Source organism: Pseudomonas sp. UME65 (genome assembly GCF_014170225.1).
Classification (GTDB): Bacteria; Pseudomonadota; Gammaproteobacteria; order Pseudomonadales; family Pseudomonadaceae; genus Aquipseudomonas; species Aquipseudomonas protegens.
In genome coordinates, this window is record NZ_LZZQ01000013.1 from 287,756 (window position 1) to 313,812 (window position 26,057).

At 65.0% G+C, this 26,057-nt stretch carries 30 protein-coding genes; 21 read left to right on the plus strand and 9 right to left on the minus strand.

Annotation, left to right across the window (positions count from 1 at the left end; genetic code table 11):
• Positions 1 to 180 precede the first annotated feature (180 nt).
• Positions 181 to 618, plus strand: coding sequence for a GNAT family N-acetyltransferase (locus tag A9971_RS16090; RefSeq protein WP_053149000.1), 438 nt, complete (start codon positions 181 to 183; stop codon positions 616 to 618).
• Between the two features lie 98 nt (positions 619 to 716).
• On the opposite strand, the gene A9971_RS16095 is transcribed toward A9971_RS16090, so the two are convergent.
• Positions 717 to 1,346: a helix-turn-helix domain-containing protein gene (locus A9971_RS16095; RefSeq protein ID WP_011059170.1), complete on the minus strand. Its 630-nt coding sequence runs from the start codon at positions 1,344 to 1,346 to the stop codon at positions 717 to 719.
• Between the two features lie 165 nt (positions 1,347 to 1,511).
• Here A9971_RS16095 and A9971_RS16100 point away from each other — a divergent pair, with 165 nt between their 5' ends.
• From A9971_RS16100 to A9971_RS16110, 3 genes are all read left to right on the plus strand, one after another.
• On the plus strand, positions 1,512 to 2,648 hold the full coding sequence (locus A9971_RS16100; protein ID WP_183001319.1) for an FAD-binding oxidoreductase: 1,137 nt from the start codon (positions 1,512 to 1,514) through the stop codon (positions 2,646 to 2,648).
• A gap of 26 nt (positions 2,649 to 2,674) precedes the next feature.
• Positions 2,675 to 3,052: a RidA family protein gene (locus A9971_RS16105; RefSeq protein ID WP_015634090.1), complete on the plus strand. Its 378-nt coding sequence runs from the start codon at positions 2,675 to 2,677 to the stop codon at positions 3,050 to 3,052.
• Positions 3,053 to 3,151: 99 nt separating this feature from the next.
• On the plus strand, positions 3,152 to 4,207 hold the full coding sequence (locus A9971_RS16110; protein ID WP_123430054.1) for a hypothetical protein: 1,056 nt from the start codon (positions 3,152 to 3,154) through the stop codon (positions 4,205 to 4,207).
• A gap of 78 nt (positions 4,208 to 4,285) precedes the next feature.
• Here the strand turns inward: A9971_RS16110 and A9971_RS16115 are convergent, their stop codons facing one another.
• The gene (locus A9971_RS16115) at positions 4,286 to 5,161 is read right to left on the minus strand and encodes a LysR family transcriptional regulator (protein ID WP_011059166.1); all 876 of its coding nucleotides are present in this window, start codon (positions 5,159 to 5,161) and stop codon (positions 4,286 to 4,288) included.
• A gap of 151 nt (positions 5,162 to 5,312) precedes the next feature.
• On the opposite strand from A9971_RS16115, the gene A9971_RS16120 reads away from it, so the two are divergent.
• The 6 genes from A9971_RS16120 (at position 5,313) to A9971_RS16145 (ending at position 12,224) form a co-directional block, all read left to right on the plus strand.
• Positions 5,313 to 6,764, plus strand: a complete 1,452-nt coding sequence (locus A9971_RS16120; RefSeq protein WP_183001318.1) for an aldehyde dehydrogenase family protein — start codon at positions 5,313 to 5,315, stop codon at positions 6,762 to 6,764.
• On the plus strand, positions 6,761 to 7,810 hold the full coding sequence (locus tag A9971_RS16125; protein WP_183001317.1) for a membrane dipeptidase: 1,050 nt from the start codon (positions 6,761 to 6,763) through the stop codon (positions 7,808 to 7,810). Before A9971_RS16120 ends, A9971_RS16125 begins: the two co-directional genes overlap by 4 nt.
• Before the next feature lie 122 nt (positions 7,811 to 7,932).
• Positions 7,933 to 9,492 (plus strand): BCCT family transporter, encoded by a 1,560-nt coding sequence (locus tag A9971_RS16130; protein ID WP_019092820.1) that lies wholly within the window; start codon positions 7,933 to 7,935, stop codon positions 9,490 to 9,492.
• The gene (locus A9971_RS16135) at positions 9,493 to 11,187 is read left to right on the plus strand and encodes a hypothetical protein (protein WP_183001316.1); all 1,695 of its coding nucleotides are present in this window, start codon (positions 9,493 to 9,495) and stop codon (positions 11,185 to 11,187) included.
• The gene (locus A9971_RS16140; protein WP_011059161.1) at positions 11,168 to 11,821 is read left to right on the plus strand and encodes a DUF3726 domain-containing protein; all 654 of its coding nucleotides are present in this window, start codon (positions 11,168 to 11,170) and stop codon (positions 11,819 to 11,821) included. The genes A9971_RS16135 and A9971_RS16140 overlap by 20 nt, the downstream gene beginning before the upstream one ends.
• Positions 11,822 to 11,864: 43 nt before the next feature.
• The gene (locus A9971_RS16145) at positions 11,865 to 12,224 is read left to right on the plus strand and encodes a RidA family protein (protein WP_176707075.1); all 360 of its coding nucleotides are present in this window, start codon (positions 11,865 to 11,867) and stop codon (positions 12,222 to 12,224) included.
• Between the two features lies 1 nt (position 12,225).
• On the opposite strand, the gene A9971_RS16150 is transcribed toward A9971_RS16145, so the two are convergent.
• From A9971_RS16150 to A9971_RS16160, 3 genes are all read right to left on the minus strand, one after another.
• Complete coding sequence (locus tag A9971_RS16150; protein ID WP_183001315.1) at positions 12,226 to 12,705, minus strand: GNAT family N-acetyltransferase; 480 nt, start codon at positions 12,703 to 12,705, stop codon at positions 12,226 to 12,228.
• Positions 12,706 to 12,774: 69 nt separating this feature from the next.
• Positions 12,775 to 14,415, minus strand: coding sequence for a glycosyltransferase family 39 protein (locus A9971_RS16155; RefSeq protein ID WP_183001314.1), 1,641 nt, complete (start codon positions 14,413 to 14,415; stop codon positions 12,775 to 12,777).
• A gap of 270 nt (positions 14,416 to 14,685) precedes the next feature.
• Positions 14,686 to 15,570, minus strand: coding sequence for an EamA family transporter (locus A9971_RS16160; RefSeq protein WP_123473946.1), 885 nt, complete (start codon positions 15,568 to 15,570; stop codon positions 14,686 to 14,688).
• Between the two features lie 115 nt (positions 15,571 to 15,685).
• Between A9971_RS16160 and A9971_RS16165 the strand changes: the two genes are divergently transcribed.
• A complete protein-coding gene (locus A9971_RS16165) occupies positions 15,686 to 16,468 on the plus strand; it encodes a helix-turn-helix domain-containing protein (RefSeq protein WP_019092815.1) in 783 nt (260 codons plus the stop codon).
• Between the two features lie 26 nt (positions 16,469 to 16,494).
• On the opposite strand, the gene A9971_RS16170 is transcribed toward A9971_RS16165, so the two are convergent.
• A complete protein-coding gene (locus A9971_RS16170) occupies positions 16,495 to 16,812 on the minus strand; it encodes a hypothetical protein (protein ID WP_011059155.1) in 318 nt (105 codons plus the stop codon).
• 365 nt (positions 16,813 to 17,177) lie between these two features.
• On the opposite strand from A9971_RS16170, the gene A9971_RS16175 reads away from it, so the two are divergent.
• Positions 17,178 to 17,648, plus strand: a complete 471-nt coding sequence (locus tag A9971_RS16175; RefSeq protein ID WP_053148976.1) for a hypothetical protein — start codon at positions 17,178 to 17,180, stop codon at positions 17,646 to 17,648.
• Between the two features lie 85 nt (positions 17,649 to 17,733).
• Positions 17,734 to 18,252: a hypothetical protein gene (locus A9971_RS16180; protein WP_169893847.1), complete on the plus strand. Its 519-nt coding sequence runs from the start codon at positions 17,734 to 17,736 to the stop codon at positions 18,250 to 18,252.
• A gap of 100 nt (positions 18,253 to 18,352) precedes the next feature.
• On the opposite strand, the gene A9971_RS16185 is transcribed toward A9971_RS16180, so the two are convergent.
• Positions 18,353 to 19,387 (minus strand): zinc-binding alcohol dehydrogenase family protein, encoded by a 1,035-nt coding sequence (locus A9971_RS16185; RefSeq protein ID WP_174395815.1) that lies wholly within the window; start codon positions 19,385 to 19,387, stop codon positions 18,353 to 18,355.
• 106 nt (positions 19,388 to 19,493) lie between these two features.
• On the opposite strand from A9971_RS16185, the gene A9971_RS16190 reads away from it, so the two are divergent.
• The 5 genes from A9971_RS16190 to A9971_RS16210 all read left to right on the plus strand — a co-directional run bounded on the left by A9971_RS16190 (position 19,494) and on the right by A9971_RS16210 (position 22,723).
• Positions 19,494 to 19,847 carry a helix-turn-helix domain-containing protein gene (locus A9971_RS16190; protein WP_174395814.1) on the plus strand — a complete coding sequence of 118 codons (354 nt, stop codon included), beginning with the start codon at positions 19,494 to 19,496 and terminating at the stop codon, positions 19,845 to 19,847.
• A 20-nt stretch (positions 19,848 to 19,867) separates the two neighbouring features.
• A complete protein-coding gene (locus A9971_RS16195) occupies positions 19,868 to 20,233 on the plus strand; it encodes a hypothetical protein (protein ID WP_172681980.1) in 366 nt (121 codons plus the stop codon).
• A gap of 133 nt (positions 20,234 to 20,366) precedes the next feature.
• Entirely contained in the window at positions 20,367 to 21,833 is a 1,467-nt protein-coding gene (locus tag A9971_RS16200) for a glycosyltransferase family 39 protein (RefSeq protein ID WP_183001313.1), read from the plus strand.
• Between the two features lie 148 nt (positions 21,834 to 21,981).
• Positions 21,982 to 22,179 carry a hypothetical protein gene (locus A9971_RS16205; protein ID WP_015634073.1) on the plus strand — a complete coding sequence of 66 codons (198 nt, stop codon included), beginning with the start codon at positions 21,982 to 21,984 and terminating at the stop codon, positions 22,177 to 22,179.
• Positions 22,180 to 22,264: 85 nt separating this feature from the next.
• A complete protein-coding gene (locus A9971_RS16210) occupies positions 22,265 to 22,723 on the plus strand; it encodes a hypothetical protein (protein WP_183001312.1) in 459 nt (152 codons plus the stop codon).
• Positions 22,724 to 22,765: 42 nt separating this feature from the next.
• Here the strand turns inward: A9971_RS16210 and A9971_RS16215 are convergent, their stop codons facing one another.
• Positions 22,766 to 23,323, minus strand: a complete 558-nt coding sequence (locus tag A9971_RS16215) for a pesticin C-terminus-like muramidase (RefSeq protein ID WP_019092807.1) — start codon at positions 23,321 to 23,323, stop codon at positions 22,766 to 22,768.
• 168 nt (positions 23,324 to 23,491) lie between these two features.
• Between A9971_RS16215 and A9971_RS16220 the strand changes: the two genes are divergently transcribed.
• The 3 genes from A9971_RS16220 (at position 23,492) to A9971_RS16230 (ending at position 25,279) form a co-directional block, all read left to right on the plus strand.
• Positions 23,492 to 23,875 carry a hypothetical protein gene (locus tag A9971_RS16220; RefSeq protein WP_011059146.1) on the plus strand — a complete coding sequence of 128 codons (384 nt, stop codon included), beginning with the start codon at positions 23,492 to 23,494 and terminating at the stop codon, positions 23,873 to 23,875.
• Between the two features lie 82 nt (positions 23,876 to 23,957).
• Positions 23,958 to 24,617 (plus strand): DUF2589 domain-containing protein, encoded by a 660-nt coding sequence (locus A9971_RS16225; protein ID WP_011059145.1) that lies wholly within the window; start codon positions 23,958 to 23,960, stop codon positions 24,615 to 24,617.
• Between the two features lie 80 nt (positions 24,618 to 24,697).
• Positions 24,698 to 25,279 carry a DUF2589 domain-containing protein gene (locus A9971_RS16230; protein ID WP_053148965.1) on the plus strand — a complete coding sequence of 194 codons (582 nt, stop codon included), beginning with the start codon at positions 24,698 to 24,700 and terminating at the stop codon, positions 25,277 to 25,279.
• 50 nt (positions 25,280 to 25,329) lie between these two features.
• On the opposite strand, the gene A9971_RS16235 is transcribed toward A9971_RS16230, so the two are convergent.
• The gene (locus tag A9971_RS16235) at positions 25,330 to 26,007 is read right to left on the minus strand and encodes a histidine phosphatase family protein (protein ID WP_011059143.1); all 678 of its coding nucleotides are present in this window, start codon (positions 26,005 to 26,007) and stop codon (positions 25,330 to 25,332) included.
• Between the last annotated feature and the right edge of the window lie 50 nt (positions 26,008 to 26,057).

The following is a 26,057-nucleotide window of genomic DNA, read 5'->3' on the forward strand; positions in this document are numbered from 1 at the left end:
CTTGGAACTGCACGGAGAGCTAACCGGAATCCCCCGCCGCCCCAGAACTGCCGCGAACTGCAACAGCTAGAGTGCGAAGCCTGCCGCAGGACAGCGCCGCGCTGCTGGCGAAGGCGCAGGAGGAACTGAATGCCCGTGAAAGTTAATTGAGCCTTATCAACACCCCAGTTCAGGAGACTTATGAAAATCTCACTTACCCAAGTAACGCAAAAAAACTATGAAGCGATTTGTGAACTGGAGGTTACTGAAGAGCAGGAAGACTACGTGGCAAGTAATACCTGGTCGCTCGTTGAGGCTGCGTACAACCCAGGTTACTTCACACGCGCCATCATCGCGGATGGAGAGCCTGTAGGCTTCTTTATGTGGGTGCAAGAGTCAAAAGGCAAAGTTTCTATCTGGCGCTTTATGGTGGACAAAGAACATCAGCGAAAATCCATCGGTAGAGTAGCGCTGGGCCTCGCCCTACATGAAATAAAACAGATCGCGGATTTGGAAGAAATTGAAATCTGCTACAACCCCAACAACATCGTAGCTAAAGGGTTCTACTCCAGTTTCGGGTTTGTCGAGGTTGGTATGGATGCAGACGGCGAAGATATGCTGGCGAGGATCAGGATTTGAACTGCGCCAAATACAATCCAAGCTTTGCACAACAGTTCTAATTACCTTCAACTCCAACCGCTTATGGCTCAGGAGGGCGCAGAGGATGATCAGGGGCTTCAGCGCTCCGACATCACCACCATCACTTCCGCATCCTCATCCCCTTCCGCCAGGTAGATATGGCCAATGCTGCTGTTGAAGTAGGCAGTCTCCTGCGGGCCAATGCTTACAGCTTCTCCGGTCTCGAACTGGATTCGCACACGCCCCGACAGCACCAGGGCAAATTCCTGCCCCGGGTGGCGGATGTAGTCCTCGAACTGCTGCAGCTCGCGGGCGAAAATCCGCGCGTACATGGGGGTCATGCTGCGCCCGGGAAAGTCGCCGGCCATGGGGTGATAGTCGTAATTGCCGGTGCTGTAGCCGGGGGCGTCGGCGATGGTGGTGCTGACCACGGTCGGTTGCACCTGGGCGCCGCCGGTCTGGATCAGGTTCGGCGCGGGGGTGAACAGCCGGGCGATGTCGACGCCCAGGGCGCGGGCTGCTGCGGCGAGTTTTTCGTAGCTGACCGAGACCTGGGCCAGCTCCATTTTCGACAGGGTCGACAGCGCCACGCCGGAGCGTTCCGAGAGCTGTTTGAGGGTCAGCTTCTGGTTTTTACGAATGGTCCGCAGGCGTGCGCCAACCTGGGTCCGGTCGATCAGTGGATGGGCGTGGGAGCTCGAGGCGGGCTGGGCTCGGTCGGAACTCATTGAGGCTCTCTGTCTGGCAAATAAGGGCAACCGCGACGCTAGCCGGGGCACGTGGCGAAATATTAACCCATGACCCCGGGTTGACTGGAAAATTCTCATATCTTACATTTCTCGTATGTGAGAATTTTGACCCCTGTCATTTCCCAGCGATCCAGGAACCCCGGCATGCACGACACCCAATGCTTCGACTTCGTCATCATCGGCGCCGGTATTGCCGGTGCTTCCCTGGCCTATCGCCTGGCCGGGCAGGCCAGCGTGCTGGTGCTGGAACGTGAATCGCAGCCGGGCTATCACGCCACCGGGCGCTCGGCAGCGATGTTCATGGAGGCCTACGGCACCCCGCAGATCCAGGCCCTGACCCGCGCCAGCCGGGCTTTCTACCAGCGGCCGCCGCAAGGTTTCTGCGAACACCCGTTGATGGAACCCCGTGGCTGTCTGTACGTGGCCAGCGAGGAACAGCTGGACCAATTGCAGCAGACCTACGATGAAACCCGCGCCCGTTCCGCCAATGTGCGCCTGATCACGGCCGAGCAGGCCCGGGCCCTGGTGCCCTGCCTGCGCCCCGACGCGGTCGCCGGGGCGATGCTGGAAACCGCCGCCCAGGACCTGGACGTGCACGCCCTGCACCAGGGATTCCTGCGGGCCATGCGCCGCGCCGGTGGGCTGCTGGAGTGCGACATACAGATCGTCGAGGCCAGCCGCGAAGACCGCCACTGGAACCTCACACTCAGTGATGGCCGCGCACTGCAGGCGCGCAATCTGGTGAACGCTGCCGGCGCCTGGGTCGATGACGTGGCCCAGCTGTGCGGCGTGGCCCCCATCGGCCTGCAACCCTGCCGGCGCAGCGCCTTCACCTTCGATGGCCCACCGGATGAAGACTTCAGCCGCTGGCCGGCGGTGATCGGCATCGACGAAAGCTTCTACTTCAAGCCCGACGCCGGCCAGTTGCTCGGCTCCCCGGCCAATGCCGACCCGGTGCCGCCCCAGGACGTGATGCCCGAAGAGCTGGACATCGCCACCGGCATCTACCACATCGAGAACGTCACCTCCCTGAGCATCCGCCGCCCGCGCCACAGCTGGGCCGGCCTGCGCTCCTTCGTCGCCGACGGCGATCTGGTGGTGGGCTGGGACGACAGCTGCGAAGGCTTTTTCTGGCTCGCCGCCCAGGGCGGCTACGGCATCCAGTCGGCGGCCGGCGTCTCGCAACTGGCCTGCGCCCTGCTGCTGGGGCAACCGGTCCCCGAAGAACTGCTGAGCCAGGGCGTCGATGCCCAGGCCCTGGCCCCCGCTCGCTTGCGTTAACCCACCCAGCCCACGAGGCCCTTGCCATGTCCAATGACATCCAGCGTTACCCCAGCCACCTGCCCTACCCCTTCTCCCGGGCGATCCGGGTCGGCGGCTTCCTGTTCCTCTCCGGCCAGGTGCCCATGAGCGCCGAAGGCGAAGTGGTGCACGGCGACATCCGCGTGCAGACCGAAGCCGCCCTGGCGCGCATCGGCGAGACCCTGGCCGAATGCGGTGCCAGCTTCGACCAGGTGGTGAAGAGCACTGTCTGGCTCACCGACATGCAGCACTTCGCCGGTTTCAACGAGGTCTACCAGCGCCACTTCAAGAACGGTTTCCCGGTGCGTTCCACCGTCAGCGCCCAACTGGCGCTGGGGGTCGATGTCGAGATCGAAGTCCAGGCCTGGGTCGGCGAAAACTGAGTCACCCGCCCCAGCCCTCAAGTGCGATGCCCAGGGCCGCCACAGCCATGAATGTGGTGGTCCACCCCACATAACAACAAAAAATCGAGGCTAATCGTCATGAAAGAAAGTCTGAAGATCGCCGGCGCCTTCGTCGGTGTGATTGTCGGCGCGGGGTTCGCCTCCGGTCGTGAACTGCTGTTGATGTTCGTCGACTTCGGCGCCTGGGGCCTGGCGGGTGCGGTGGTCAGCGCGGCGCTGTTCACCTTCCTCGGCATGGCCCTGGCCAGCATGGGCAGCCGCCTGCGAGCGGCGTCGCACAAGGACGTGGTGCAGGCCCTGTGCGGCAAACACCTGGGAGCCCTGGTGGACCTGATGATCACCTTCTTCATGTTCGCCGTGACCGTGGTGATGCTGGCCGGCGGCGGTGCCCTGCTGGAACAGCAATTCGGCATTCCCGCCATTGCCGGCAGCGTGCTGGTGACCCTGATCGTGGTCGCCATCGTGTGCCTGGACGTGCACAAGGTCATCGGCATGATCGGCGCGGTGACGCCCTTCCTGATCATCACCGCGGTGGGCGTGGCCCTGTATGGCGCCGCGACCCGCGACCTGAGCTTCGGCGAACTCAATCAACTGGCGGCCAAACAAGAAGCCGGCGCCAGCCACTGGCTGCTGGGCGCCTTGCTCTACGTGTCCTACAACATCGTGGCCGGGGTGCCGATCCTGGCGATCATGGGCGGCGCGGCCAAGGGCGAAAAACAGGCGATGTGGGGCGGCATTTTCGGTGGTGCGCTGCTGGGCCTGCTGATGCTGGTGATGAGCCTCGGCCTGCTGTCGCGCCTGGACAGCGTGGCGGACCTGCCGATGCCCATGCTGTCGATCGCCAGCGAAGTATCCCCGGTCCTGGGGCTGCTGATGGCGCTGATCATCTTCTGCATGATCCTCAACACCGCCGTGGGCACCCTGTACTCCTTTTCTGCGCGGCTGTTTCCAGCGGGCACCCGACAGTTCCGCCTCGGCTCCATCGCCGCCGGCGCCCTGGCGTTTGTCGGCAGCCTGGTGGGTTTTATCAGTTTGGTGGGGCAGGTCTATCCGTTCTTCGGCTACCTGGGGTTCCTGCTGATTGCCGCGGTGGTGATCGGCTGGCTGCGACCACGGCGGGTGGTGGTGGCGTAGGCATCGCTCGATGGAGCAGGCACCCGGGAGTCATCCCAGGTGCCTTGAGTCAAGCCCGGTGCCGTAGGAGCGGCCCGCTCAAGCAAACCGACTGCCCTTGAGCGCCTTCAAGAAGGTATAGGACGCATGGTTCAACGTCTCTCGCGGGGCGGTGATCACGCTCACCGAGCGCACGATGCGCTGGTCTTCCAGGCGCAGGAAATTCAGCTGGTCCCCCGCTGCCGAACGGCTGAGCAGTTCCGGTAGCAAGGTCACGCCCATGCCCTGGGCCACCAGCGCCAGCAAGGAGGTGGTGTTTCTGACGCTGAGGGTCGAGTGGTCGCGGATGTGCCGGAACTCGGCGGCGTTGATCTCGGCGCCCAAGCCACTGTTGATGAAGTTCTGCCCGTCCAGGTCGCTCCAGCGCAGCGGGCGCGCCAGGCGGTTGAGGGGATTGTCGCTGGCGCAGACCACGCAGAAGGCGTCGGAGAACAGGAAGTCCTGATCGATGTTGGGGATGCTCGCCGGTACGGTGCCGATGCCAATGTCCACGTCGCCGCTGAGCACCGCTTGCACCACTCGCTCGGAATCCATGTCGCGGATATCCAGGTGGAACTGCGGGTGCTGTTCATGGAATTGCTTGAGCAGCGGTGGCAGCAGAGTGATGGCGAAGGACGGCACCGCCGCCACCCGCACCAGGCCAGTCTCGGCCTTGGCGTAGGTCTTGATGGTGCTGATGGTGCGGTCGAAATGCGCCAGTTCGCGCTGGGCTTCCAGCAGCACGAAACGCCCCAGGGGGCTGAGCTGGTTCTTGCGCTCGCCTTCGAACAAGGCGCCGCCCAGTTCCTCTTCCAGTTGCTTGAGCGACAGCGACACTGCTGCCGGTGTGCGGTGCAGGCGCTGGGCAGCCTGGGTCAGGCTCTGGCTGGTGGCCACCGCGACGAAAAACTGCAAATTGGAGATCTTGATGCTCATGGCGGCGCGTCCTGCTGGCAAAGGCATAGCTTAAATTTTACTTAAACAACCTTAAAATTTATTAGATTTACTTAATACAAGGCCGACTCATAATCCTCCCAGAACCGCACAAAGGCAACGCCCCGCCTGGCGTGCCGCCCTGGAGGATTTCATGAGCGACAACCATCACAACTACATCGCCGGCCAATGGCTCAAGGGCGCCAGCGAGATCGAGAACCGCAACCCGTCCGACACCCGCGACCTGATCGGCCTCTACGCCCAGGCCTCCCGGGCGCAGTTGGACAGTGCCATTGCCGCCGCCAGCGAGGCCCAGCGAATCTGGGCCCGCAGCGGCCTCGAACAACGCTACAAGGTGCTGATGGCCATCGGTCAGGAGCTGATGCAGCGCTCTGCGGAAATCGGCAGGACCCTGTCCCGGGAAGAAGGCAAGCCCATGGCCGAAGGTGCTGGCGAGGTGTACCGCGCCGGGCAGTTCTTCACCTACTACGCTGCGGAAACCCTGCGCCAGTTGGGGCAGACCGCCGACTCGGTGCGCGACGGCATCGAGATCGATATCCGCCGTGAACCCATCGGCGTGGTGGCGATCATTTCGCCGTGGAATTTCCCCATGGCCACCGCCTGCTGGAAGATCGCCCCGGCCCTGGCCTTCGGCAACGCCGTGGTGTGGAAGCCGGCCAACCTGACCCCGGCCAGCGCGGTGATTCTCAGCGAGATCATCGCCCGCCAGGACTTGCCCGTGGGCCTGTTCAACCTAGTGATGGGCGCCGGTTCCGAGATCGGCCAGGCGCTGATCGAGCACCCGGGCATCAGCGCCATTTCCTTCACCGGCTCGGTGGACGTGGGCAAGGGCATCGCCGCCTCGGCCGCCGCCAACCTGACCAAGGTGCAACTGGAAATGGGCTCGAAAAACGCCCTGGCAGTGATGGACGACGCTGACCTCGACCTGGCGGTGAGCTGCGCGGTGAATGGCGCCTTTGGCGGTACCGGGCAGAAGTGCACCGCCTCCTCGCGGTTGATCGTGCATGAAGGCATCCACGATGCCTTCGTGGAAAAACTGCTGGCGGCAACCCAGGCGCTCAAGGTCGGCCACGCCCTGGAAGCCGGCACCCAGATCGGCCCAGTAGCCAGCGCCGCACAGCTGGAGGCCAACCTGGCGAACCTGCAACTGGGCCAGCAGGAAGGCGCCGAACTGCTCACCGGCGGCCAGCGCCTGGAGCTGGAAAGCCCCGGTTACTACCAGGCACCGGCGCTGTTCATTGGCGGCAGCAATGCCATGCGCATCAACCGCGAAGAGCTGTTCGCGCCCATCGCCTGCGTGATCAAGGCCGGCAGCTACGAAGAGGCCCTGAGCCTGGTCAACGACACCCGCTTCGGCCTCACCGCCGGCATCATGACCCGCTCCCTGGCCCGCGCCAGCCACTTTCGCCGCAATGCCCGGGTCGGCTGCGTGATGGTCAACCTGCCCACCGCCGGCACCGACTACCACGTGCCTTTCGGCGGCCGTGGCGACTCCAGCTACGGCCCGCGCGAGCAGGGGCGCTCGGCGGTGGAGTTCTACACCCACGTTAAGACCGGCTACATCGCCGCGGGGGCGCCACTATGAGCCTGCCCCAGACCTTCGCCAGCCGCGGCCCGCGCATCGATGCCATGCAGTACGACAACTGGTCGGAAAAGATCTTCCAGCAGATGCGCGAAGGCGGCGTCGATGCGGTCCACGTGACCATCGCCTACCACGAGACCTTCCGCGAAATGGTGGCCAATATCGAAGCCTGGAACCGCAGGTTCCAGCGCTACTCGCACCTGATCCTGCACGGCAAGTGGGCCAGCGACATCGCCCTGGCACGGCAGACCGGGCGCACGGCGATCTTCTTCGGTTTCCAGAACCCCTCGCCCATCGAGGACGACATCGGCCTGGTGGAAGTGGTGCACAGCCTCGGCGCACGCTTCATGCAGCTGACCTACAACAACCAGTCGCTGCTGGCCACCGGTTGCTATGAACAGGAAGACCCGGGCCTGACCCGCATGGGCAAGCAGGTGGTACGGGAGATGAACCGGGTCGGCCTGGTGGTGGACATGTCCCACTCCGCCGAACGCTCGACCCTGCAAGCCATCGAGTACTCCGAGCGCCCGATCGCCATCACCCACGCCAACCCGGCGTTCTGGCACGCGGCGCTGCGCAACAAGTCCGACACCGTGCTCAAGGCCCTGGGCCAGAGCGGTGGCATGTTCGGTTTCTCGCTGTACCCGCACCACCTCAAGGACAAGAGCGCCTGCAGCGTGCAGAGCTTCTGCGAAATGATCGCGCGCACCGCCGAGCTGATGGGCGTCGAGCACCTGGGCCTGGGTTCCGACCTGTGCCAGGACCAGCCCAACAGCGTGGTGGACTGGATGCGCGTCGGCCGCTGGACCCTGGATGTCGACTACGGCGAAGGCTCCAAGGCGCAACCGGGCTTCCCCGACCAGCCGGCCTGGTTCCGCGACAACCGCGACTTCCACAACATCGAGGCGGGCCTGCACGGCGTGGGTTTCGGCGCCCAGGAGGTCGCCGCGATCATGGGCGGCAACTGGCTGCGCTTCTTCGAGAACAATTTTGTTCCGGCCAAGGCCCAGGCAGGTGCCGCCGTCCACCCTCACGAGATCGCGGTCTGAGGCCCCCGACTGTTTCCCGATTGTCCTGACGTCCGGCCTGAACAGGGTCATCGCCAAGCACTAACAACAACAAATGCGCCCATAACAATTATTAGCGATCGACAACGCAACACGGAGGCACCATGGAAATTCCAGGCGAAATCAAAGCGGGGATCGACACCCGCTCGCTGCACAGCCGCGCCGCTGGAACCCTCGACTGGTCGATTTTCTGGATCAGCGGAGGTTTCTTCCTGCTGTTCCTGGTCATTGCCCTGATAGACCTGAACACCCTTTCCAGCCTGATCGGCCACGCCTTCACCTGGAGCACCCATTACTTCGGCCTGTACTGGCAGGTGCTGATGCTGGCGACCTTCGGCGCCAGCCTGTACATCGGCTTCACCCGCCTGGGCCGGGTGCGCCTGGGCGGCGTCGGGCACAAGCCCAGCATCAGCACCTTCAACTGGGTATCGATGATCATGTGCGCCCTGCTGGCCGGTGGCGGCGCCTTCTGGGCCGCTGCCGAACCCATGATGCATTTCATCGCCCCACCACCGTACTTCGGCGCCGTGGCCAAGAGCGACGCCGCCGGCGTGGCCGCGCTATCCCAGTCGTTCCTGCACTGGGGTTTCATGGCCTGGGCGGTGCTCGGCAGTCTGCTGACCGTGGTCTACATGTACCTGCACCACGAAAAGAACCTGCCGCTGATGCCGCGCACCCTGCTCTACCCGCTGCTGGGCGAGCGAGCCCTGAAGGGCCCGATCGCCGTGTTCGCCGATGCCTCGGCGATCATCGCGGTGGTGGCCGGCACCATCGGCCCGGTGGGTTTTCTCGGCCTGCAGATCGCCTTCGTCCTGCACTCGGTGTGGGGCGTGCCGAACACCATCATGGTCCAGGCCATGGTGATTCTCTCGGTGACGGTGATCTATACCCTGTCCTGTGTGGTGGGCCTGGGCGGCCTGCGGCTGGTGAGCAAGGTCCACGTGTGGCTGATGCTGGGCCTGGCGGCGTTCCTGTTCATCTTCGGCCCCACCCTGTTCCTCAGCGAAACCCTGGCCCAGAGCCTGGCGGTGCACGTCACCAGCTTCTTCCAGACCGCCCTGTACCGCGATGACAACGCCTGGCTCAACAGCTGGACCCTGTTCTACTGGGGCTGGTTCATCGGCTACGCGCCGATGATGGGTATCTACGTGGCCAAGGTCTCCCGCGGGCGCAGCATCCGTGAGGTGATCACCCTGATGTCGGTGGCCGCCCCGCTGATCACCATGCTCTGGTTCACCCTGGTGGGCGGCACCGGGATCGGTATCGAACTGCAATCGCCGGGCCGCGTGATCAGCCACGGCGTGCAACCTGAGGCGCTGCTGCTCGGGGTGGCCCAGTCGATGCCGCTGCCCAACCTGATTTCGGCGCTGTTCCTGTTCCTCAGTTTCTTCTCGGTGGTCACCAGCGCCGGCTCCATGTCCTATACCGTGGCCATGGCCATCAGCAGCAACCACGCCGAATCCCCGGCCTGGCTGCGGGTGTTCTGGGGTGCCGGCATGGGCCTGGTGGGGGCTACCCTGATCACCCTCGGTGAGGGCGGCATCAGTGCCTTGCAGTCGTTCATCGTGATCACTGCGGTGCCGGTGTCGCTGCTGATCCTCCCGGCGGTCTGGGACGCGATCCGCATTGCCCGGCAAATGGCCCGTGAACAGGGGGTGCTCTGAATGAACCTGCGACCACCCGCCAGCGTCATGAAGGCGGCGCGCCTGGGGGCCTTCCACCAATCCCGGCTGTCGTTCATGCGCCAGTTGCTGCGCCGCCTCAAGGCTGAAAACTGGCAGTTCCAACGCCCGCTGTGGACCCTCGACAGCCAGGGCGTGGGCCGTGCGGTGTACACCGCCACCGGCCCGCAGCGCAGCTACAGCCTGGTGGCCTTCGCCCATGACCTGGACCCGGCACTGCGCTCGGACCGGGTCATCGCCACCGCCTGGGATGCCACCTTCGCCCTGTTCGACGGCATCCCCGATGCCGCCGACCTGGACCGCCTGGAGGCCAATGTGCCGAAGCAGGAAGCCGGGCGCATTTCCTCCCGCGAGCTGTGCATGGCCCGGGCCAACCGTTCGGTGCGGCTGTTCGACCATGTGATCGAGGCCCTGGCTGCCGGCCGCCAGCCGCAGCGCGAGTTCATCGATGAAGTCGGCTACCTGATGCGCACCACCGCGGTCTACGGCAGCGGCAAGTTCGGCGCGGCCGACCGTGAACGCATCGCCCAGCGGCCGGAGCTGGCGGCACCCTTCCAGGCGGAAATGCTCACCGTGTTCCTGATCCGCGCCTTCACCCTGGACCTGGTGGAGCACCTGGCCCAGGCCCGGGCGCCCCGGCAGGCGGTGACCCTGGAGCCGCAACTGCGCCGGCGCCTGGGCATCGGCAACTCCACGGGGCTGGGCATGGCGCCGTTCCTGCTGAACCATCCGGTGCTCTTGAACAACTGGGTACAGGCCCGGGAAACCGCCCTGCAACGGGTACGCGCCGTGCGCCAGCCATCGGCTGCGGAGCGCCAGCGGTTCGTCGAATTCCTCACCCGGGCCCAGGCCGGCATCGGCCACTGGCACTCCGAGCACGAACTGCAACACGGCCGCATCCTGCAACTGCAAGGTGACCTGCAGCGCCTGGAGCACCATCTCGCCAGCGGCATCCTGGAGCAGGATTCCCCCTGGGACGAACTCTATCGCTGGGCCGAAGGCGCGCTGTCGCTGGAGGCGCAGGAATGCCTGGTGTCGCTGCTGCTGGAGCCCTACGGCCACCTGGTGGATGAGCTGGGCGCCGGTATGCAGGCCGATGAGCAGGCCAGCTTCAGCGTCGACGGCAGCATGAGCATCGGCCGCCTGCGGCAGATACTCGACGAGCATTATTCCTGGGTCGCGGCCATCGACTTCTCCAGCCAAGCCAGCCGCGCGCTGTTCTGGTACGTCTCCGAGGAAAAACTCGAACCGCGGATCGGCCAGCGCTTTGCCGAGCCCGGGCAAGACCTGGAGCAGCCCCTGGCAGTGGCCCGGGACATCGCCCAGTTGCAAGCCGCCCTGCCCGGCTGGAGCGACTCGCAAAGCGTCGCCAGCTTCCTGCTGCGGCACCCGGAACACCGCCACAGCCTGCGCCGGGTGCAACTGGCGCCAGCGTTCCCCTACGCCGACATCCAGGACAACCTGATCGACCAGGCGCTGCTGCCCATCGACCTGCTGCGCTGCAAGCTGTCGTTCTTCGGCGCCACCCACTTCGACCCGCGCTCGGATCGTTGGGTACGCATCACCCTCTACCAGAACGCGCCCTTCCCCCATGAGCTGGGGCAGATGGCCGCGGACGACTGGTCCTACCCCAACCTCGACAGCCAGGAGCAGCGCCGTGCATGCCTCGTTGAATGAAATCGAAAGCCTGTGCAAGAAAGCCGCCCGCGGTGCCGGGCTGTCCTGGGGCCTGGCGGAGGAAGCCGGCAAGGCCGCGCGCTGGCTCTCGGCCCACGGCCTCGACGGGCCCGGCGTGCTGGCCACGCAGCTGCGACAGAATGACGGCTGTGCCTACCAGCAACTGGCCCCGGATGTCAGCGCCGAGCCCTGGCAGGTGCCCGGGCATGCCCTGTGCCCGCTGATTGCCGGGGCGACCCTGAGCGACCACGCCTACCTGCTGCGCAGCAACGGCCGCATCGAGCTCAGGCAGGTGGCGCACCCGCAACTGCTGCTGCCCTTTGCCAGCGCCACCGCGCGCCAGCTCGGCCTGTGGCTGGAGCTGTCCTGGAACGGCTGCTGCCTGAAGTTTTCCCCCTCGGGCGAAGCCTGGCTGGTACGTGCGCAGAACCTCGGCGCCGCCACAGCCGCCCAGGTGCGCTGCGCTTGCACAGATCCTGCCGGCACCCTCGGCAAGCCTCTGGCGGGCAGCATTCCGGACCTGGGCGACAGCCCCCAGCACGACCTCGATCACCTGGCCGCCCGCACCTACGTGCCGGCCTCCGAAGCCTCGCGCCTGCTGGGCGCCGGGGCCGGCCTGAGCGACAACAACTGACCTTTCCACCCTTGAACCAATGGACGAACCAATGGACCTCGACATGACCTCATCCCTCCAGCGAATCGGCACCACCGCGCGCTTCAGCCAGGCCGTGATCCACAACCGGACCGTGTACCTGGCAGGCCAGGTTTCGCAATTGACCGAAGGGGACATCCGCGCCCAGACGCAGGATGTGCTGCAACAGATCGACGCCCTGCTGGCCAGGGCCGGCACCGACAAGGGCCACCTGCTCAGCGCGCAGATCTGGCTCAAGGACATGGCCGACTACCCGGCCATGAACCTGCTCTGGGATGCCTGGCTCGAAGGTGTGCAGGCACCGGTGCGGGTTTGCGTGCAGGCGCCCATGGCCAAGCCGCACTACCGCATCGAAGTGTTGGTGATTGCTGCGCAACCGGCCTGAATCAGCCCAGCCCTGGCCCGGTCTCGGCGGCCACCAGGGCCCGCTCCATGATCAGCGTCAGCTCCTCGCCCTCGTAATGCTCGCGTACCCGGACAAAGCCCAGGCGGGCATAAAAGCCTTCAGCGGTGACCGACGAGGGCACCACCAGCGAGGTCTGGCCCGAATCCAGCGCCGCCTGCTCGACCGCGGCCATCAGTTGCCGCCCCAGGCCCTGGCCGTGGTGGGCCGGGTCGACAAACACCGAACGCACCGCACGCCCGTCGAGGCTGGCGGTGCCCCGCAATTCCCCGTGCATCAGGGCGACAAACATCTGCCGGCGCTGCATCAGTTGGCGCACTGCATCGGGGGTGAAGCTGGCCTGGACCCGCTCGATCACACTGGCGGGGTAGTCCTGGGCATTGCTGGCGAGCAAGGCCGCCAGGATCACCTGGCTGACCTGTGGAGCATCGGCCGGTACGGCCGGACGAACCTGATATTGCATGACCACTCCCTGGTTATCCCGCGGATGACAGTGGCCAAAATACGGCCCGCCCCAGGCCCTGCCAAGCACTTATTGCAACTGGAACACCAGGCAGGGGTTGTCGTTGAGGCGCCCCTCGAACACCGGCAACTGATTCTCCAGGGAGGTGTTATCCAGCAGCCCCCGGTCCTTGCGCGCGATGATCACCCAGGAGTCATGGGGCAGCGAGTCCAGGTGCCCGGGATCGTCGCCGCTGACGAACAGCGGCTGTTCGTCGTGGTCCAGGTTCATCATGTAGCGCACCGCCCAGGTGTCCTGGCCCAGGTTGAAGAACACCAGCGGCCCGGGGCTGGCCTGGCGCAACTGCTCCACCTGGGAAACGAAGGCCTTAGTGTCGAACTGCAGATCCTTGGCCGGGTCCACCACCGCCACCAGCAGCGTCCATTGCGCCGCCAGGGCCAAGCCGCTGAGCAGCACAAGACGCCGCCCGAAACTGCCCAGAGTCTTGCGCCAGCCATACAGCGCCAGCAGCTGCAACACGACGAAGATCGCGATCAGCAGCGGCAGGGACACCGGCGGCCAGTAACCGTGCTTGTACCAACTGTGGCGCAAGACGAACAGCACCAAGATGCACAGCCCCGGCAGCAGCCCCACCAGCCACAGGTAGCCGCTGCGCACCTTGCCCAGCCAGCCCCGGGCCGTGAGCAGGCCGTAGGCCGCCACCGCAGCGAACATCGGCACCATGGGCAGGATGTAATAGGCGCGTTTGAAGTGCGGCACCGACAGGCCCAGCAGGATCATCAGGCCACAGGCCCCCAGCCGAAGTACCAGGCGCAGCTGCGGGTTCACATGGCGCTGCGACCATTGCCGGCGCAATACCCAGAGCGTCGCCAGGGCCAGGGGCACCACCGGGAAGTAGCGGTACAGCGCCAGCTGGAAGTAGAAGTAGAACGGCTCGCCGCTTTCATCCAGGCGCCCGACCACCTGCATGTTGTAGACCTGACGGACGAAATCTTCGCCACCAGCGAGATAGGCCAGTTGCATCAGCAGCCACCAGCAGCCGGCCAGCAACAGGAGGCCACTGACGCCATAGGCGAGCACCCGTTTGATCAGCGTCAGCCGCGCCTCGCGGGTGCGGCTGTCCCCCAGCAGCCAGTAGGTGCAGGCCACCCCGCAGACTTCCACCAGCCCCAGGGGCCCGCGAATGGCAAAGGCCAGCACCAGTAGCGGCAGCACCGCCCACAACCGCAGCCGGGAGCCCAGTTGCTCGCCGCTGTGCAGCAGGTAGAAGGTGCCCAGGCACAGCAGGGAAACCATCTGGTCCAGGCACACCGAGCGTGACTTGTCCAACAGCTGGCTGGTCAGCGCCGTGAGCAGCACCGCGAGCAGTGCCCAGGTGCGCCCCGAAGGCGCCAGCAAGCGATACAGCAGCGCCAGCACCCCGGCAGAGGCCAGCGCGGTGGGCAGGATATTGGCCAGGTGGTTGGGGGCGCCGAAAGCCTGGGCGAACAGGTAGCTGAAGAAGGTCGCAGTGCCCGGGTAGTCCGGGTATGGCTGGCCGTAGGTGGTGGGGAACAGGCTGGTGCCGTGGCGGAACATTTCCTGCAGGAACAGCGCCCAACGGCCGTCGAAACCCTGGGGCTGCTGGTCCCAGATGCCAAAGGTGAACAGCAGCAGGGCCACCAGGTAAATACCCCAGGCCTCACTACTCAAACGCGTTTCTCGAACCATCTTCGCCCCACCAGAAAGCGCCGCACCCAAAGCGAGGCATTAAGGCCGGACATGTTGCTCGCGCAGCCCCTGAACGGTGCCTGAACAAGGATAAAAAACCCGCTCCGCACAGCCGACTGTCACCGACTGTAGCCGCTGCCGAGCCCGCGAGGCTGCGAAAAGGCCCGCAGGGCCTTGCCTAGCGGTCTCCTGGCAAACCTCTGGCGGCCTCAGGGTCCCTGCGCTTCCTGCGACAGTGCCACCCGGAGCGTTCGCAGCCTGCGGCAGCGGCTACAGGGAACGGCGACCCAGGGTGAAAAACCGGCGCCAGTCGAATTGCCCCACCGCCAGCGCCAGCAGGATCAGGCCCATGGAAATGCCCTCCTCGGCCCCGAGCCGCTGCCCCAGGATCAACACCGAACCGGCCATGCCGAACACCGGGATCAGCAGCGACAAGGGCGCCACCCGGGAGACCGGATACTCGCGCAGCAACAGGTTCCAGCCCCAGTAACAAAAGTGCGTTGCAGCATAGACCTGAAACATCAGCGACAAGGCCGCGCCGGCGGACACTTGCCCGGCCAGTTGCAGAAACGGCGCCGCACCATGGCTTATCCAGGTCAATGCCAGCAGCGGCAATGGCGCAAACAGGCTGGCCCAGACCACGAAAGCGAACACCTCGCGCACCCCGCAGCGCTTGATGATGACGTTGCCCACGCTCCAGCTGAATGCACTCACCAGCAGCAGGGCATAACCCAGGCTGGTGGCATGCCCGGGGCTGTCGCCAATGATCCGCAGCAGCCCCCACAGGGCAATGGCCGTGGCCAGCACCTGTTGCAGGCGCAGGCGCTCGCCGAACAGCAGCACGCCCCAGCCCAGGGAGAAAAAGGCACTGAACTGGATCAACAGTGCAGCCGTGCCCGGCGCCACGCCGTGATCGATCCCCAGGTTGATCAGGGCCCACATGGCCACGCCGAAAATCAGCCCGTAGGCCGCCAGCCAGGCGAATGCCACCGGCGGGCGCGGCACCAGGAACACCCAGGGCAGCGCCGCCAGGGTGAAACGCAGGGCGGTAAGCAGCAACGGATCGATACTGGCCAGGCCCAGTTTGGTGATGGGAAAGTTCAGGCCCCACAAGGCCGTCACCAGCAGGGCCAGGAACAGGTGTTTTTTCTGCATGTCGCGCGGTCCAGGACAGGCGGCCGCGGGTCATTCCCCGGCCGGGGCCGAACTATCGCCCCCGCGCGCCATGGCCCGCTTGTAGTATCAGGTCAATTATCAGTAGATTCGGGCCATGCAACCCATCGATATCGATCCTTACGAAAATACCCCGCGGGATGTGGTGGTCACCGCCATCGACTACCCCGACGGCCTGTACTTCGCCGAGCACCAGCACCGGCGCGGGCAGTTCGCCTATGCGGCCACGGGGGTGATCAGCGTCTTCAGCGACCAGGGCAACTGGGTGGTGCCGCCGCAGCGGGCCATCTGGGTGCCGGCCGGCGTGCCCCACGCCATGCACATGAGCGGGCCAGTGACCATGCTCAACACCTATGTACGGCCCCGGGCAGCCAAGCGCCTTGGCCTGCCGGAACAATGCCAGGTGCGGGAGGTGTCCGAGCTGCTGCGCCAGTTGCTGCTGCGGGCCACGGCCATTCCCCCGCGCTACGCCGTGGGCAGCGTGCAGGGCCAGGTGATGAACCTGCTGCTGCATGAAGTCGCGGCCATGCCGGCCCTTGCCCTCAATGCTCCGCTTCCCCGCGAGCCACGGCTGGCCAGGGCCTGCCGCGAGGCGCTGGAGCAACCTTCGCTGGAGTTGGGGATCGATGAAATGGCCGAGCGCGCCGGCATGAGCCGCCGCACCTTCACCCGGCTGTTCCGCCAGCACACCGGCATCAGCTTCGTCGAGTGGCGCCAGCAGGCCTGCCTGCTGGCTGCCGTGGTGCGCCTGGGCCAGGGCGAAGCCGTGACCCGGGTCGCCAGCGACCTGGGCTACAGCAGCCCGAGTGCGTTCAGCGGTGTGTTTCGCAAGGTATTGGGCGAGACGCCCAGCCGCTACTTTGCCCGGGCCCGGGCCTGAAGGACCCGAGCCGGAGCGAGGCCGTGCTAGAGGAACACGGCGGACAACATCCCCAGCGCGCCGAGGCAGAAGCCGATCAAGGCACCGCGCCCGGGCGCCTGCTGGAACAGGGCCCAGATCACCAGCGGCTCCAGGAGCAGCAGCGACGTCACCGAGACCACGGTGATGATCCAGATGTCGCCCACCGCCACGTAACCCAGCCAGTAGGCCGCCAGCAGGCAGATACCGCCCAGGCACATGATCAGCACCGGCAACGCCAGTTCGGCACCCGAGGTGTTGCCGGAATGGGCCAGCCGCGCCACCACCACTTCACTGTAGATGGCGCAGAACTCGCCCAGCACCATCAGCCCTACAGCAGAAACTCCGAGTAATTCTTTGGACATGTGACAAACCCCTTCGTATTGAGAGCCCGATTTTTCAGCTCCCAGGCATTGATCGCTCCGCTGACGGAGCCTCCATCACGATGCGCAGGGGTACGAGGCAACTCGGTCATAGTCAGGAACTTGAACATGTCCATCTCCTTCTGGGTGGGTGGTGCAAACCGGGCCCGTGGACTGCCGACGGGCCGCTGCCTGTATAAGGGATTTGCTCCCCCGGCGTCATCCGCCAAGCGTGTTCACCGCGAAAAAACCACGCAAACTCCACAATCAAAACGCCTTGCTGCCGATAGCCTGGGTCCGGTCATCCTCTGCCTGAAGCCATTGCCCCCATGCCCCAGCCGTCCAAACCTCTTCGTACCGTTCAGCCCTCTGATTGGGTCGCCACCTATTTCATCAGCGTCGCGACGCTGGCCGTGGCCCTGACGCTGTTGGTCAACCTGATCGTGCAGATCAGCAGCCGTGACCCGTGGAGCAACCTGTCCAGCGCGCTGACTTTCAGCGTGGTGGTGCTACTGGTGAGCGTGGTGGTGATAGGCGTCGTCGCCGCCCTGCCCTGCATCCTGTTCTTCTGGCTGGCCCAGCGTTTCACCTGGCGCCATCTATGGATCTACCTGTTGGGCGGAGCCCTGGCGGCGCTGCCCGCCATTCCCATGGTGGTGAGCCTGTCTCCCGGCTTTTTCAACCTCCCGCACGGCGTCAACATCCTTGAGCGCTATGCGCCGTTGGCACACTTGTTCGGCGCTTGCGGGGCCTTTCTGGGAGCGATGTCCTGGTGGCTCAGCGGGCGTCATCTGTGCTGACTACTTCCTGCAGGAGCCGGCATGCCGGCAAAGAAAGCTCACACGGCCTCGGCCTTGTCACTCACCTCAAGAAGCGATAGTTCCCATGCCCGCAAAAACGCCAACCCTTCGTACCGTGCAGCCTGAAGACTGGTTCGCCGCCTACTTCATCGGCGTCACGGCCCTGGCCACGCTCGTGGCCGTGCTGCTGATGCTGGGGATGCTGGCCGGTGCCGGCGCGTTGAACACGGACATCATTCTCCAGACGCTGTTCGTGGGCCTGCTGACCCTGGTGTTGAGCGGTGTGCTGATCGGCATTTTCACGGTCCTGCCCTGTGTGCTGTTCTTCTGGCTGGCCCAGCGCTTTGCCTGGCGCAATGTGCTGATCTATCTGTTCTGCGGTGCACTGGCGGCGATGCCGACCATTCCGCTGGTGATGAGCCTGGCCCCGTCGAGCTTCTACACCGACTCGCCGGATGATGAACCCGAGCCCGAAGGGCTGGCGCGCTACCTGCCGGTGGCGCCGCTGTTCGGCTGTTCTGGGGCCTTCCTCGGCGGCATCTTCTGGTGGCGCAGCGGGCGCCACCTGCGCCGATCAGTCCTCCCCGACACTCCACTCCCGTAGGAGCCGGCTCGCCGGCGAAGAGGCCCTGCGGCCCTGCGCCAGAGGTGGTGCCGCCTTCGCTGGCAAGCCAGCACCCAATCAGCGCCCACCCAGCCAGCGCCTACAAGGAGGCGATGGCCTGGGCGTCGCGGGCCACTACCACCTTGCCCGGCAGGCCGCCCTGCTCCACGCGCTCATGGGCCCGGCGCAGGCTGTCGGCGTTGAACGGGCTGAAGACTTCATTCAGGGTGCAGCGGATCAGCCCCTGGTCCAGCAGTTGCGCCAGCCGGTTGAGGATGCGGTGCTGCTCGATCATGTCCGGGGTCTGGAACAGGGCGCGGGTGAACACCATCTCCCAGTGCAGGGACACGCTCTTGGCCTTGAGCGGCACCGCATCGAAAAAGTCGTGATCGTCGATCAGCGCGATATGGCCGTGGGGCTCGATGATCCGGGCCAGCTCGGCATAGTGCCGCTGGGTATGGGTCAGGGCGGCAATATGGGTCACGGGGGGCAGGTCCAGGGCCGCCAGTTGCTCCACCAGCGAACGGGAATGGTCCAGCACCTGATGGGCCCCCAGGTCCAGGCACCACTGGCGGCTGTCCGGCCGCGAAGCCGTGGCGATGACGGTCATTGCGGTCAGCCGGCGCGCCAGCTGGATCAGCACCGAGCCAACGCCACCGGCACCGCCGACAATCAACAGCGTGCCCTGTTCAGCGAGGTCGCCGGGCACCCGGCCCAGGCGCTCGAAGAGCAATTGCCAGGCGGTCAGCGAGGTCAGCGGCATGGCGGCCGCCTGGGCGAAGGACAGGCTGGCCGGCTTGTGCCCCACCAGGCGCTCGTCCACCCGGTGCAGCTCGGCATTGGCGCCATCGCGGGTGAAGGTGCCGGCATAGAACACCGCGTCCCCAGGGGCGAACAGGGTCACCGCGCTACCCACCGCGCGGACCACGCCACTGGCGTCCCAGCCCAGGGTGCGCACCTCGTCGGGCACCGCCACCTGGCCGGCGCGGACCTTCGTGTCCAAAGGGTTGACCGATACCGCCTCGACCGCCACCAGCAGGTCATGAGGTTCCAGTGGCGGCGGGGCCAGTTGCACCTCGCAGAATGCGTGGGGGTCAGACAGGTGCGAGCCTTTGAGGTAGGCGATGGCCTTCATTGCAGAGCTTCCTTGGCGGTTGAAAGCGCACACTTAAATCCCTCATGCCCTGCCCGCACAAGTAGGGTACTTTTGCGTACCAGCTACGCAAAAGGGTCGTCAGGCAATGAAACACAAACACTATCAGGACATTCCAGGCTGCCCGGTGGAGGTCACCCTGGACCTGATCGACGGCCGCTGGAAAGGCGTGGTCCTGCACCAGTTGCTGGCCAACGAGTTCCTGCGTTTCAACGAACTGCAACGGCGCCTGCCGGGGATCTCCCAACGTCTTTTGGCCAAGCAGTTGCGGGACCTGGAAGCCGCCGGCCTGGTGTCGCGCACGGTGTACGCCGAGGTGCCGCCGCGGGTGGAATACCGCCTGACCGACGAGGGGCAATCGCTGCAGCCGGTGATCGAGGCGCTGTCGGCCTGGGGCCGCGGGCGCATCAGCCGGCAACAGCAGGAAAGCGCCCTCACCTGATCCCTCACCAGAGCCCCCCCATGCCCACCTACCCGGATGCTCCAGCAAGGTTCAAGGTCTACCAGGGCTCGACCCTGCTCGGTTGGTCGGCCCTGGAGTCGGCCGACCCGCCCATGGGTGTGGCCTTCGGCCAATTCATCGCCGCCCCGGCCTATGCCGGCCTCCAGCAGCAGGTTCGTGCACTGGCAGGAGCGAGCCAGAGCGGGCTGCACCTGGTAGTACACCACCTCGACCAACCCGTGCCTGCCCTGGGCGTGAGCATTCAGGACTACTCCGCCGAATGTGGCGCCGATGCCATCGAGATCACCGTGCTGGGCATCGCCTACCCCCTCTACGAACAGCTGTTCCCGCAAGCCGTGGCCGCCTACCAGCAGGCCATGGGCTAACCCGCGCACAGCCGGCGAACATCCGCACGTTTTACCCCTACTTGTTCACAATTCGTTAAGACTTGCCTACGTATACTTTCGGGCTTGCCCGCGGCCTTCCGGCTGCGCCCCTCGATCTGTCGGCGCACAACTCATGTCACGACCCGCTCCGCTACTGTTTCTGCTGGCCTGCCTGCTGTTCTTCTTCGCCCTGGGCAACCACCAGTTGCAAGGTTCCACCGAAGCCCGGGTGGCCGGGATCGCCATGGAAATGCACCTGGACGATGACTGGGTCACACCGCGCCTGTTCGGCACGCCATTCCTGGAAAAACCGCCGCTGAGCCTGTGGCTCGATGCCGGGGCCATCCGCGCCTTCGGCGGCACGCCCCTGGCGGTGCGCCTGGCCTCGGCCTTCGCCGGGCTGTTCAGCGTGATGCTGCTGTACGCCATGCTGCGCCGCTTTGGCCGGCCGGCAGCCCTGGCGGCCATGGCCGGGCTGATGCTGGCGACCATGGCCAGTTACTGGAGCAACGTGCGCGGCGTGGGCGAGGATGCACTGCTCAGCCTCGGGGTAACCCTGGCCCTGCTGGCGTTTTTCCAGGCCCATCGACGCCAGGCCGCGCAGCAGCCGGCGCTGCTCTCCTGGCTGGCATTCGCCGGCGGGATCGCCATCGCCACCCTGAGCAAGGGCGTGCTCGGCCTGGCCATGCCCGGGGTGGTGATCTTCGCCTACCTGCTGGCCGACAGCCTGATCGACAAGCGCTTCACCTTCAGCCACTGGCTGCGCCCGGGCCTGCTGACCCTGCTGGGGCTGGTGCCGCTGATGATCTGGCTGTACATGCTCTACCAGCGCGGCGGCCTGCAGGCCCTGGGGGAAGTGCTGTGGACCAACAGCGTCGGGCGCTTCGACGGCTCCTTCGAGGAGGCCGGGCACTACGAGCCCTTCTACTACTACCTGGCCAAGCTGCCCCAGGCCTTCCTGCCGTGGAACATCCTGGTTTACCTGGGCCTGTGGCATTTCCGTAAAACCCTGGTGCAGAACCGCTACCTGCTGTTTTTCAGCCTCTGGCTGCTGGCGCAGTTCACCCTGCTGTGCCTGGCTTCGAGCAAGCGCACGGTGTACCTGATGTCCCTGACCCCGGCCGCGGCGGTACTGGCGGCGGAATATGGCGCAGTGCTTTACCAGCGCCTGGCCCGGCGGGCCCCGGGCACGGGTTTCTGGAGTGCCGTGGGGCGCCAGCGCAGGGGGTGGCTGATAGCGCTCATGGCCCTGGTGATCGGCGGCTATCTGGCCAACGCCCAATGGGCCGCGCCCAGGGCCGACCGCGAACTGTCGTTCGTTCCAGTGACCGACCGGATCATGGCGTTGCAGGGTAGCGGGCACCAACTGGCGCTGTACCAGGCCAACGAGCGCATCGCCGGCGCCAGCGTGTTCTACACCCAGAGCCTGCTCAAGGACCTGCAGAACGAGGCGCAACTGCTGGCCTTCTTGCGCGAGTCGCCGCAGCACATGGCGGTACTGGGTGGCGCCGAGGCGCCCAAGCCGCCGCTGCAGATCCAGCAGACCCTCATGGTGGGCCGCCAGGCCTACTACTTCGTCAACCTGGCGCCGGCCGGCTGAACGCAAAAAAAACGGCACCTGAATCAGGTGCCGTTTGCCCATCCCTGCCGCCCATGCCCCTTGAACCCTTTCCCGCTGATACCCGCCCGCCGCCCTTGAAACCATGACTCCTGCCCAACGACGGGCTTTCCCCGAAAAGGAGTCAGACATGAGCATCACCGTTATCAGTAGCACCCTGAGCCGGGCCGTTGCCCAGAAGGCCGGGTTGCGCCAGCAACTGGCGGCGCAAAACATCCTTGGGGTGGAAAACATCAACGACAACGCCATCGGGAACACCGTGGCCAAGGAACTGATCGCCAAGAGCAGCAAGGAAGGCCTGCGTCGGGACTACCTCGACGCCCGCTGAGCCTTGCCCCCGGCGACACCCTCGTTGCCGGGATCTTCCCTATGTTCGTGTCGGGCCCTTGCGGCCTGGAAAAGGAGATATTCCCATGTTGATTCTGCGTTCACTGATCCTCGGCCTGAGCCTGTTGGCCAGCGCTGCCCACGCCCTGGAAACCACCAATCTCCCACCCGCCACCCTCAAGGCCTACGCCGCCACCCTGAGCACCGCCGCCGGCAACAGCCAGTGGCAGCAGCTGTGGAAACGCTCTCGGGACCAGGGCGCGTTCAGCCAACAGGGTGAACAACCGCGCTTTACCATCACCCAGGACAAACTGCCGGACATGGCTCGCAGCACCTTGATCAATGCCAGCAGCGTAACCCCGCAGAACACCACCCAGGCGCTGTACCGCTATGAGTTTTCCAAACCCATCGGCCAGGCCAAGGGCATTTCCCTCAAGGCCATGTGCCTGTTGGTGGACTGGCGCTCGCTGCCCAGCGGCACACAACCCGACGACACCAGCCACATGGGCAACGCCAGCCTGCTGCAAACCTACCCCTGCCCTTGAAACCGGCAAGCCGCCCAGGCCTTGAGCCTGGGCGGCGAGCACTTACGAGGTTAGCTGCGAGCCCAGCAGATCAGCCTCCTTGCGCCGGCGAGTGCCGTAGCTGTCGCCAAAGTTGCGTAGGTTGGCCAGGGCACTCTTCCAGTCGCGGGCCACCACCTGAGCCCAGAAGTTCGGTGTGCGACTGGCCAGGTTGCCGTACTGAAAGGCCACCGAGGCGATAACGGTCTGCATCGGTGCCGGCAGTTGGGCAAAGTCCACTCCGCTGGCCTGGGTGTAGTTCGCTGCCAGAAGATCGACGAAGGGCGCCTTGAATGCCTCGTCCACCAAAAGCGCCTCGTCACTGCTGATGCTCAAGGGCTGGCCGTCGAGAAACGCCTTGGCCTTGAGCCCCTTCAGCCCCAGGTAGGGGGTCAGTCGCCGGATCAGGTCCGCCGGCAGATTGAGCGCCTGCAGGTCCTCTACGTTCCGTTGCCCCAGATCGAAGCCTGTGCCCACCGTGACGCCACTCTTGCTCTTGTCCGGATCGGGCACATAACCGCGGGTAATGGCAGCTCCCTCCAGAGCGGCGATAAAACTGAAATCAATCGCGTAGCGTGACATGGATTTTTCCTCATCCAGTTTAGGAAAATCCAGTGCACCACCAGCGACCGATACAACATCAGAATGTAATAGTTCCCCTTAATAGGGGGGAAATTTCCCACTGAACAGAGGACGAGACACCTCCTTAGGATCAAACCAGCCTTATCCATAATTCCAAGGAGGTACCAAATGGACGTGAAAGACCTCGTACTCATCGATGTTCGCCAGCTCCCTCACTCGCTCCAGGCCCTCATCGACTGCATCGGACTGGAAAATGCCTACCGCCTGACCCGTGAATACGGCGGCCGCCCCAAGTACATCCCCAAGCACGCCGAACGTACCTCCCTGGCTTTGATCCTGCCGCCCGACGCCCTCAACGCGCTGATCGAGCGTTTCGCCGGCCTGGCCCTGGAGATCCCCAAGGCCGACCACTTCTGCCGGCAGATCCGCAACCAGCACATTCAACTGGAAAGCCTGGGCGGCATTTCCCGCAGTGTGCTGGCGGACAAGTACGGCCTGAGCCTGCGGCAGATCGGCAACATCCGCCGCCTGGATGCCAACACTCACCGGTAATCGATTCCTGCTGAATCGGCCTTCACGGCTTTCTTAACCTGCAAGGGCGCATTTCGCGCAACAAAGAACAAGGAGCTAGACCATGGCAGATATCGATAAGGGCCTGATTGGCGGCGTGATCGCCGCCCTGCCCCTGGACAAGATGATCACCGGTCCGTTGATGGCGATGATTCAGGCGCAGGTCGCCGCGAGCAAAGCCTATGCGGACTTCCTGATGGGCGTGTGCATTCAGAACGGCCAGGCGGTTTCGGTGCAGTTCGACTATGACGAAACCCTGGTGGATGAGCAGGGGGTGTACAAGGGCACCGTGAAGAAGTCGATGCGCATCCCGTTGCTGGCGGCCATCAGTCACCCCAACATCACCATCGAGGAAGGCTCCATCGAGTTCGAGCTGACCATCAGCCAGATGGCCGAGGACACCAGCAGCACCGAAGCCTCCGGCAGTTTCGAGGCGAAGATGGGCTGGGGCCCGTTCAGCGTTTCGGTCAAGGGCGCGGCGAGCCACAAATCGACCCAGACCCGCAAGACCGACACCCGCGCCCGCTACGCCATCAGCACCAAGATCGTCCGCCAGGACCCACCGGAAGCCCTGATGCGGGTCATCGACTTCCTCACCGACGCAGCCACCAAGCCTGTGCGGCTGCCTAGCACTCAACCGACCGACACCGACAAGCTGCCCACCGCCAACGCGCTGAAAATGCCCGATGCCGCGGACGAGAAGAAAACCGGCACCGGCGGTTGATCCACATCGCGCCTTCGCCCCAGTAACCCGCCCCGCCTTCATGGCGGGGCACTTCAGCCACCGAACAAGGAGCGTGATCCATGGCGTTTTTTTCCCGCAGCAAGGAGCCCATGTCCGCCAGCGACCTGAGCCATATCACCCGCGGCATGCATCAGGCTGCAGCCGCCACCCACAACCTGATCGCCCAGCAGTACATCAAGTTGTTCGACCAGTTCTTCGACTACAACGTCGACGACCTGGGCACGCCGATGAAGGCCAAGATGGTCGAGGTGGCGCTCAACGAAGACCACATCATCAATGTGCCGCTGATTGCCCTGGTCTCGCCCAAGGGCCTGGCCCTGCACAAGATGACTGTCGACCTGTCGGTGCGCATGCAGGCCACCGAGCTGCAGAAGGCCAGCCACGACCTGGAGAACGGCGAGCTGCAGAGCGAGAAGTTTTTCGTCACCTTCGGCAGCGGCAAGCGTGACGGCCAGGAACGCGACCCGGACGAGGTACAGATCAGCATGGAGTTTCGCGACTGCCAGCCGCCGGAAGCGATCCAGCGCCTGATCGAGGAGTTCACCAACCTGATCAGCCCGCAGCGCATCAACGACGGCCCGGCAGCCACCCCGCCAGCGGCTGGCACGCCACCGGCCGAGCCGGACCTGCTGGCACCTTGAGCCGCTTCCTATGCCCCTGAAGGCCAGCTACACGGAGCGGCCGCCTGCGGTCAGGGCTTGAGGTTCACCGAGCGCCAGTCACTGGCCTCGATCAGGCCGAGCATCTTCGGCGCGCCATTGAGGGTATCGGTGGAGACGAACAGGGAAGCGCCGTACCCCAGGGTCGGGGTCGCCCGTTTCAGGTCCTGCTCCATCTGCGCCATGCATTCGCTGTGGGTCACCAGCACCAGGTTGCGCCCGGCGACCTTGTGCGCCATGACATCGCGCAACATGGTGTTCTTGCAGTTGAACAGCCAGCCATCGCCACTGCTGACCTTGCTGAACATGTAGCTCGCGGTCTGCGCGGTGCGCGTCAACGGGCTGTTGTAGATATCGGTACGCTCCAGGCCCAGGTGCTCGAACTGCGCGCCGAGCCCCACCGCCACCTCGCGGGCCCGGTCGGTAATGCCATCGGCCGGGCCCAGGCACGCGGCATTGGAGCGGTCGCAGCGCTCCATGTGGCGCACCAGCACAATCATTTCACCCTTGTCCCAGGCGGCCGTCAGGGCCTGGAGCCCGGCCCCGTTGCCGTGGCTCAGGTCGGGCACCGAGGCCGGCCGGAGCAGGAACAGCCCCAGGGGAATCACCAGGCAAGCGCCCAGCAGCAGCGCCAGCAGGTTCTTGTAACGGACCAGGACGCGCCCCAGGAAGGGCCGCTTGCTCGCCGGCAACACCAGTCTTGTAGTCAATTCCCAGCCGCCCTTACGAGAATGTTCCGATGTGTTGAGCAGCGCACAGC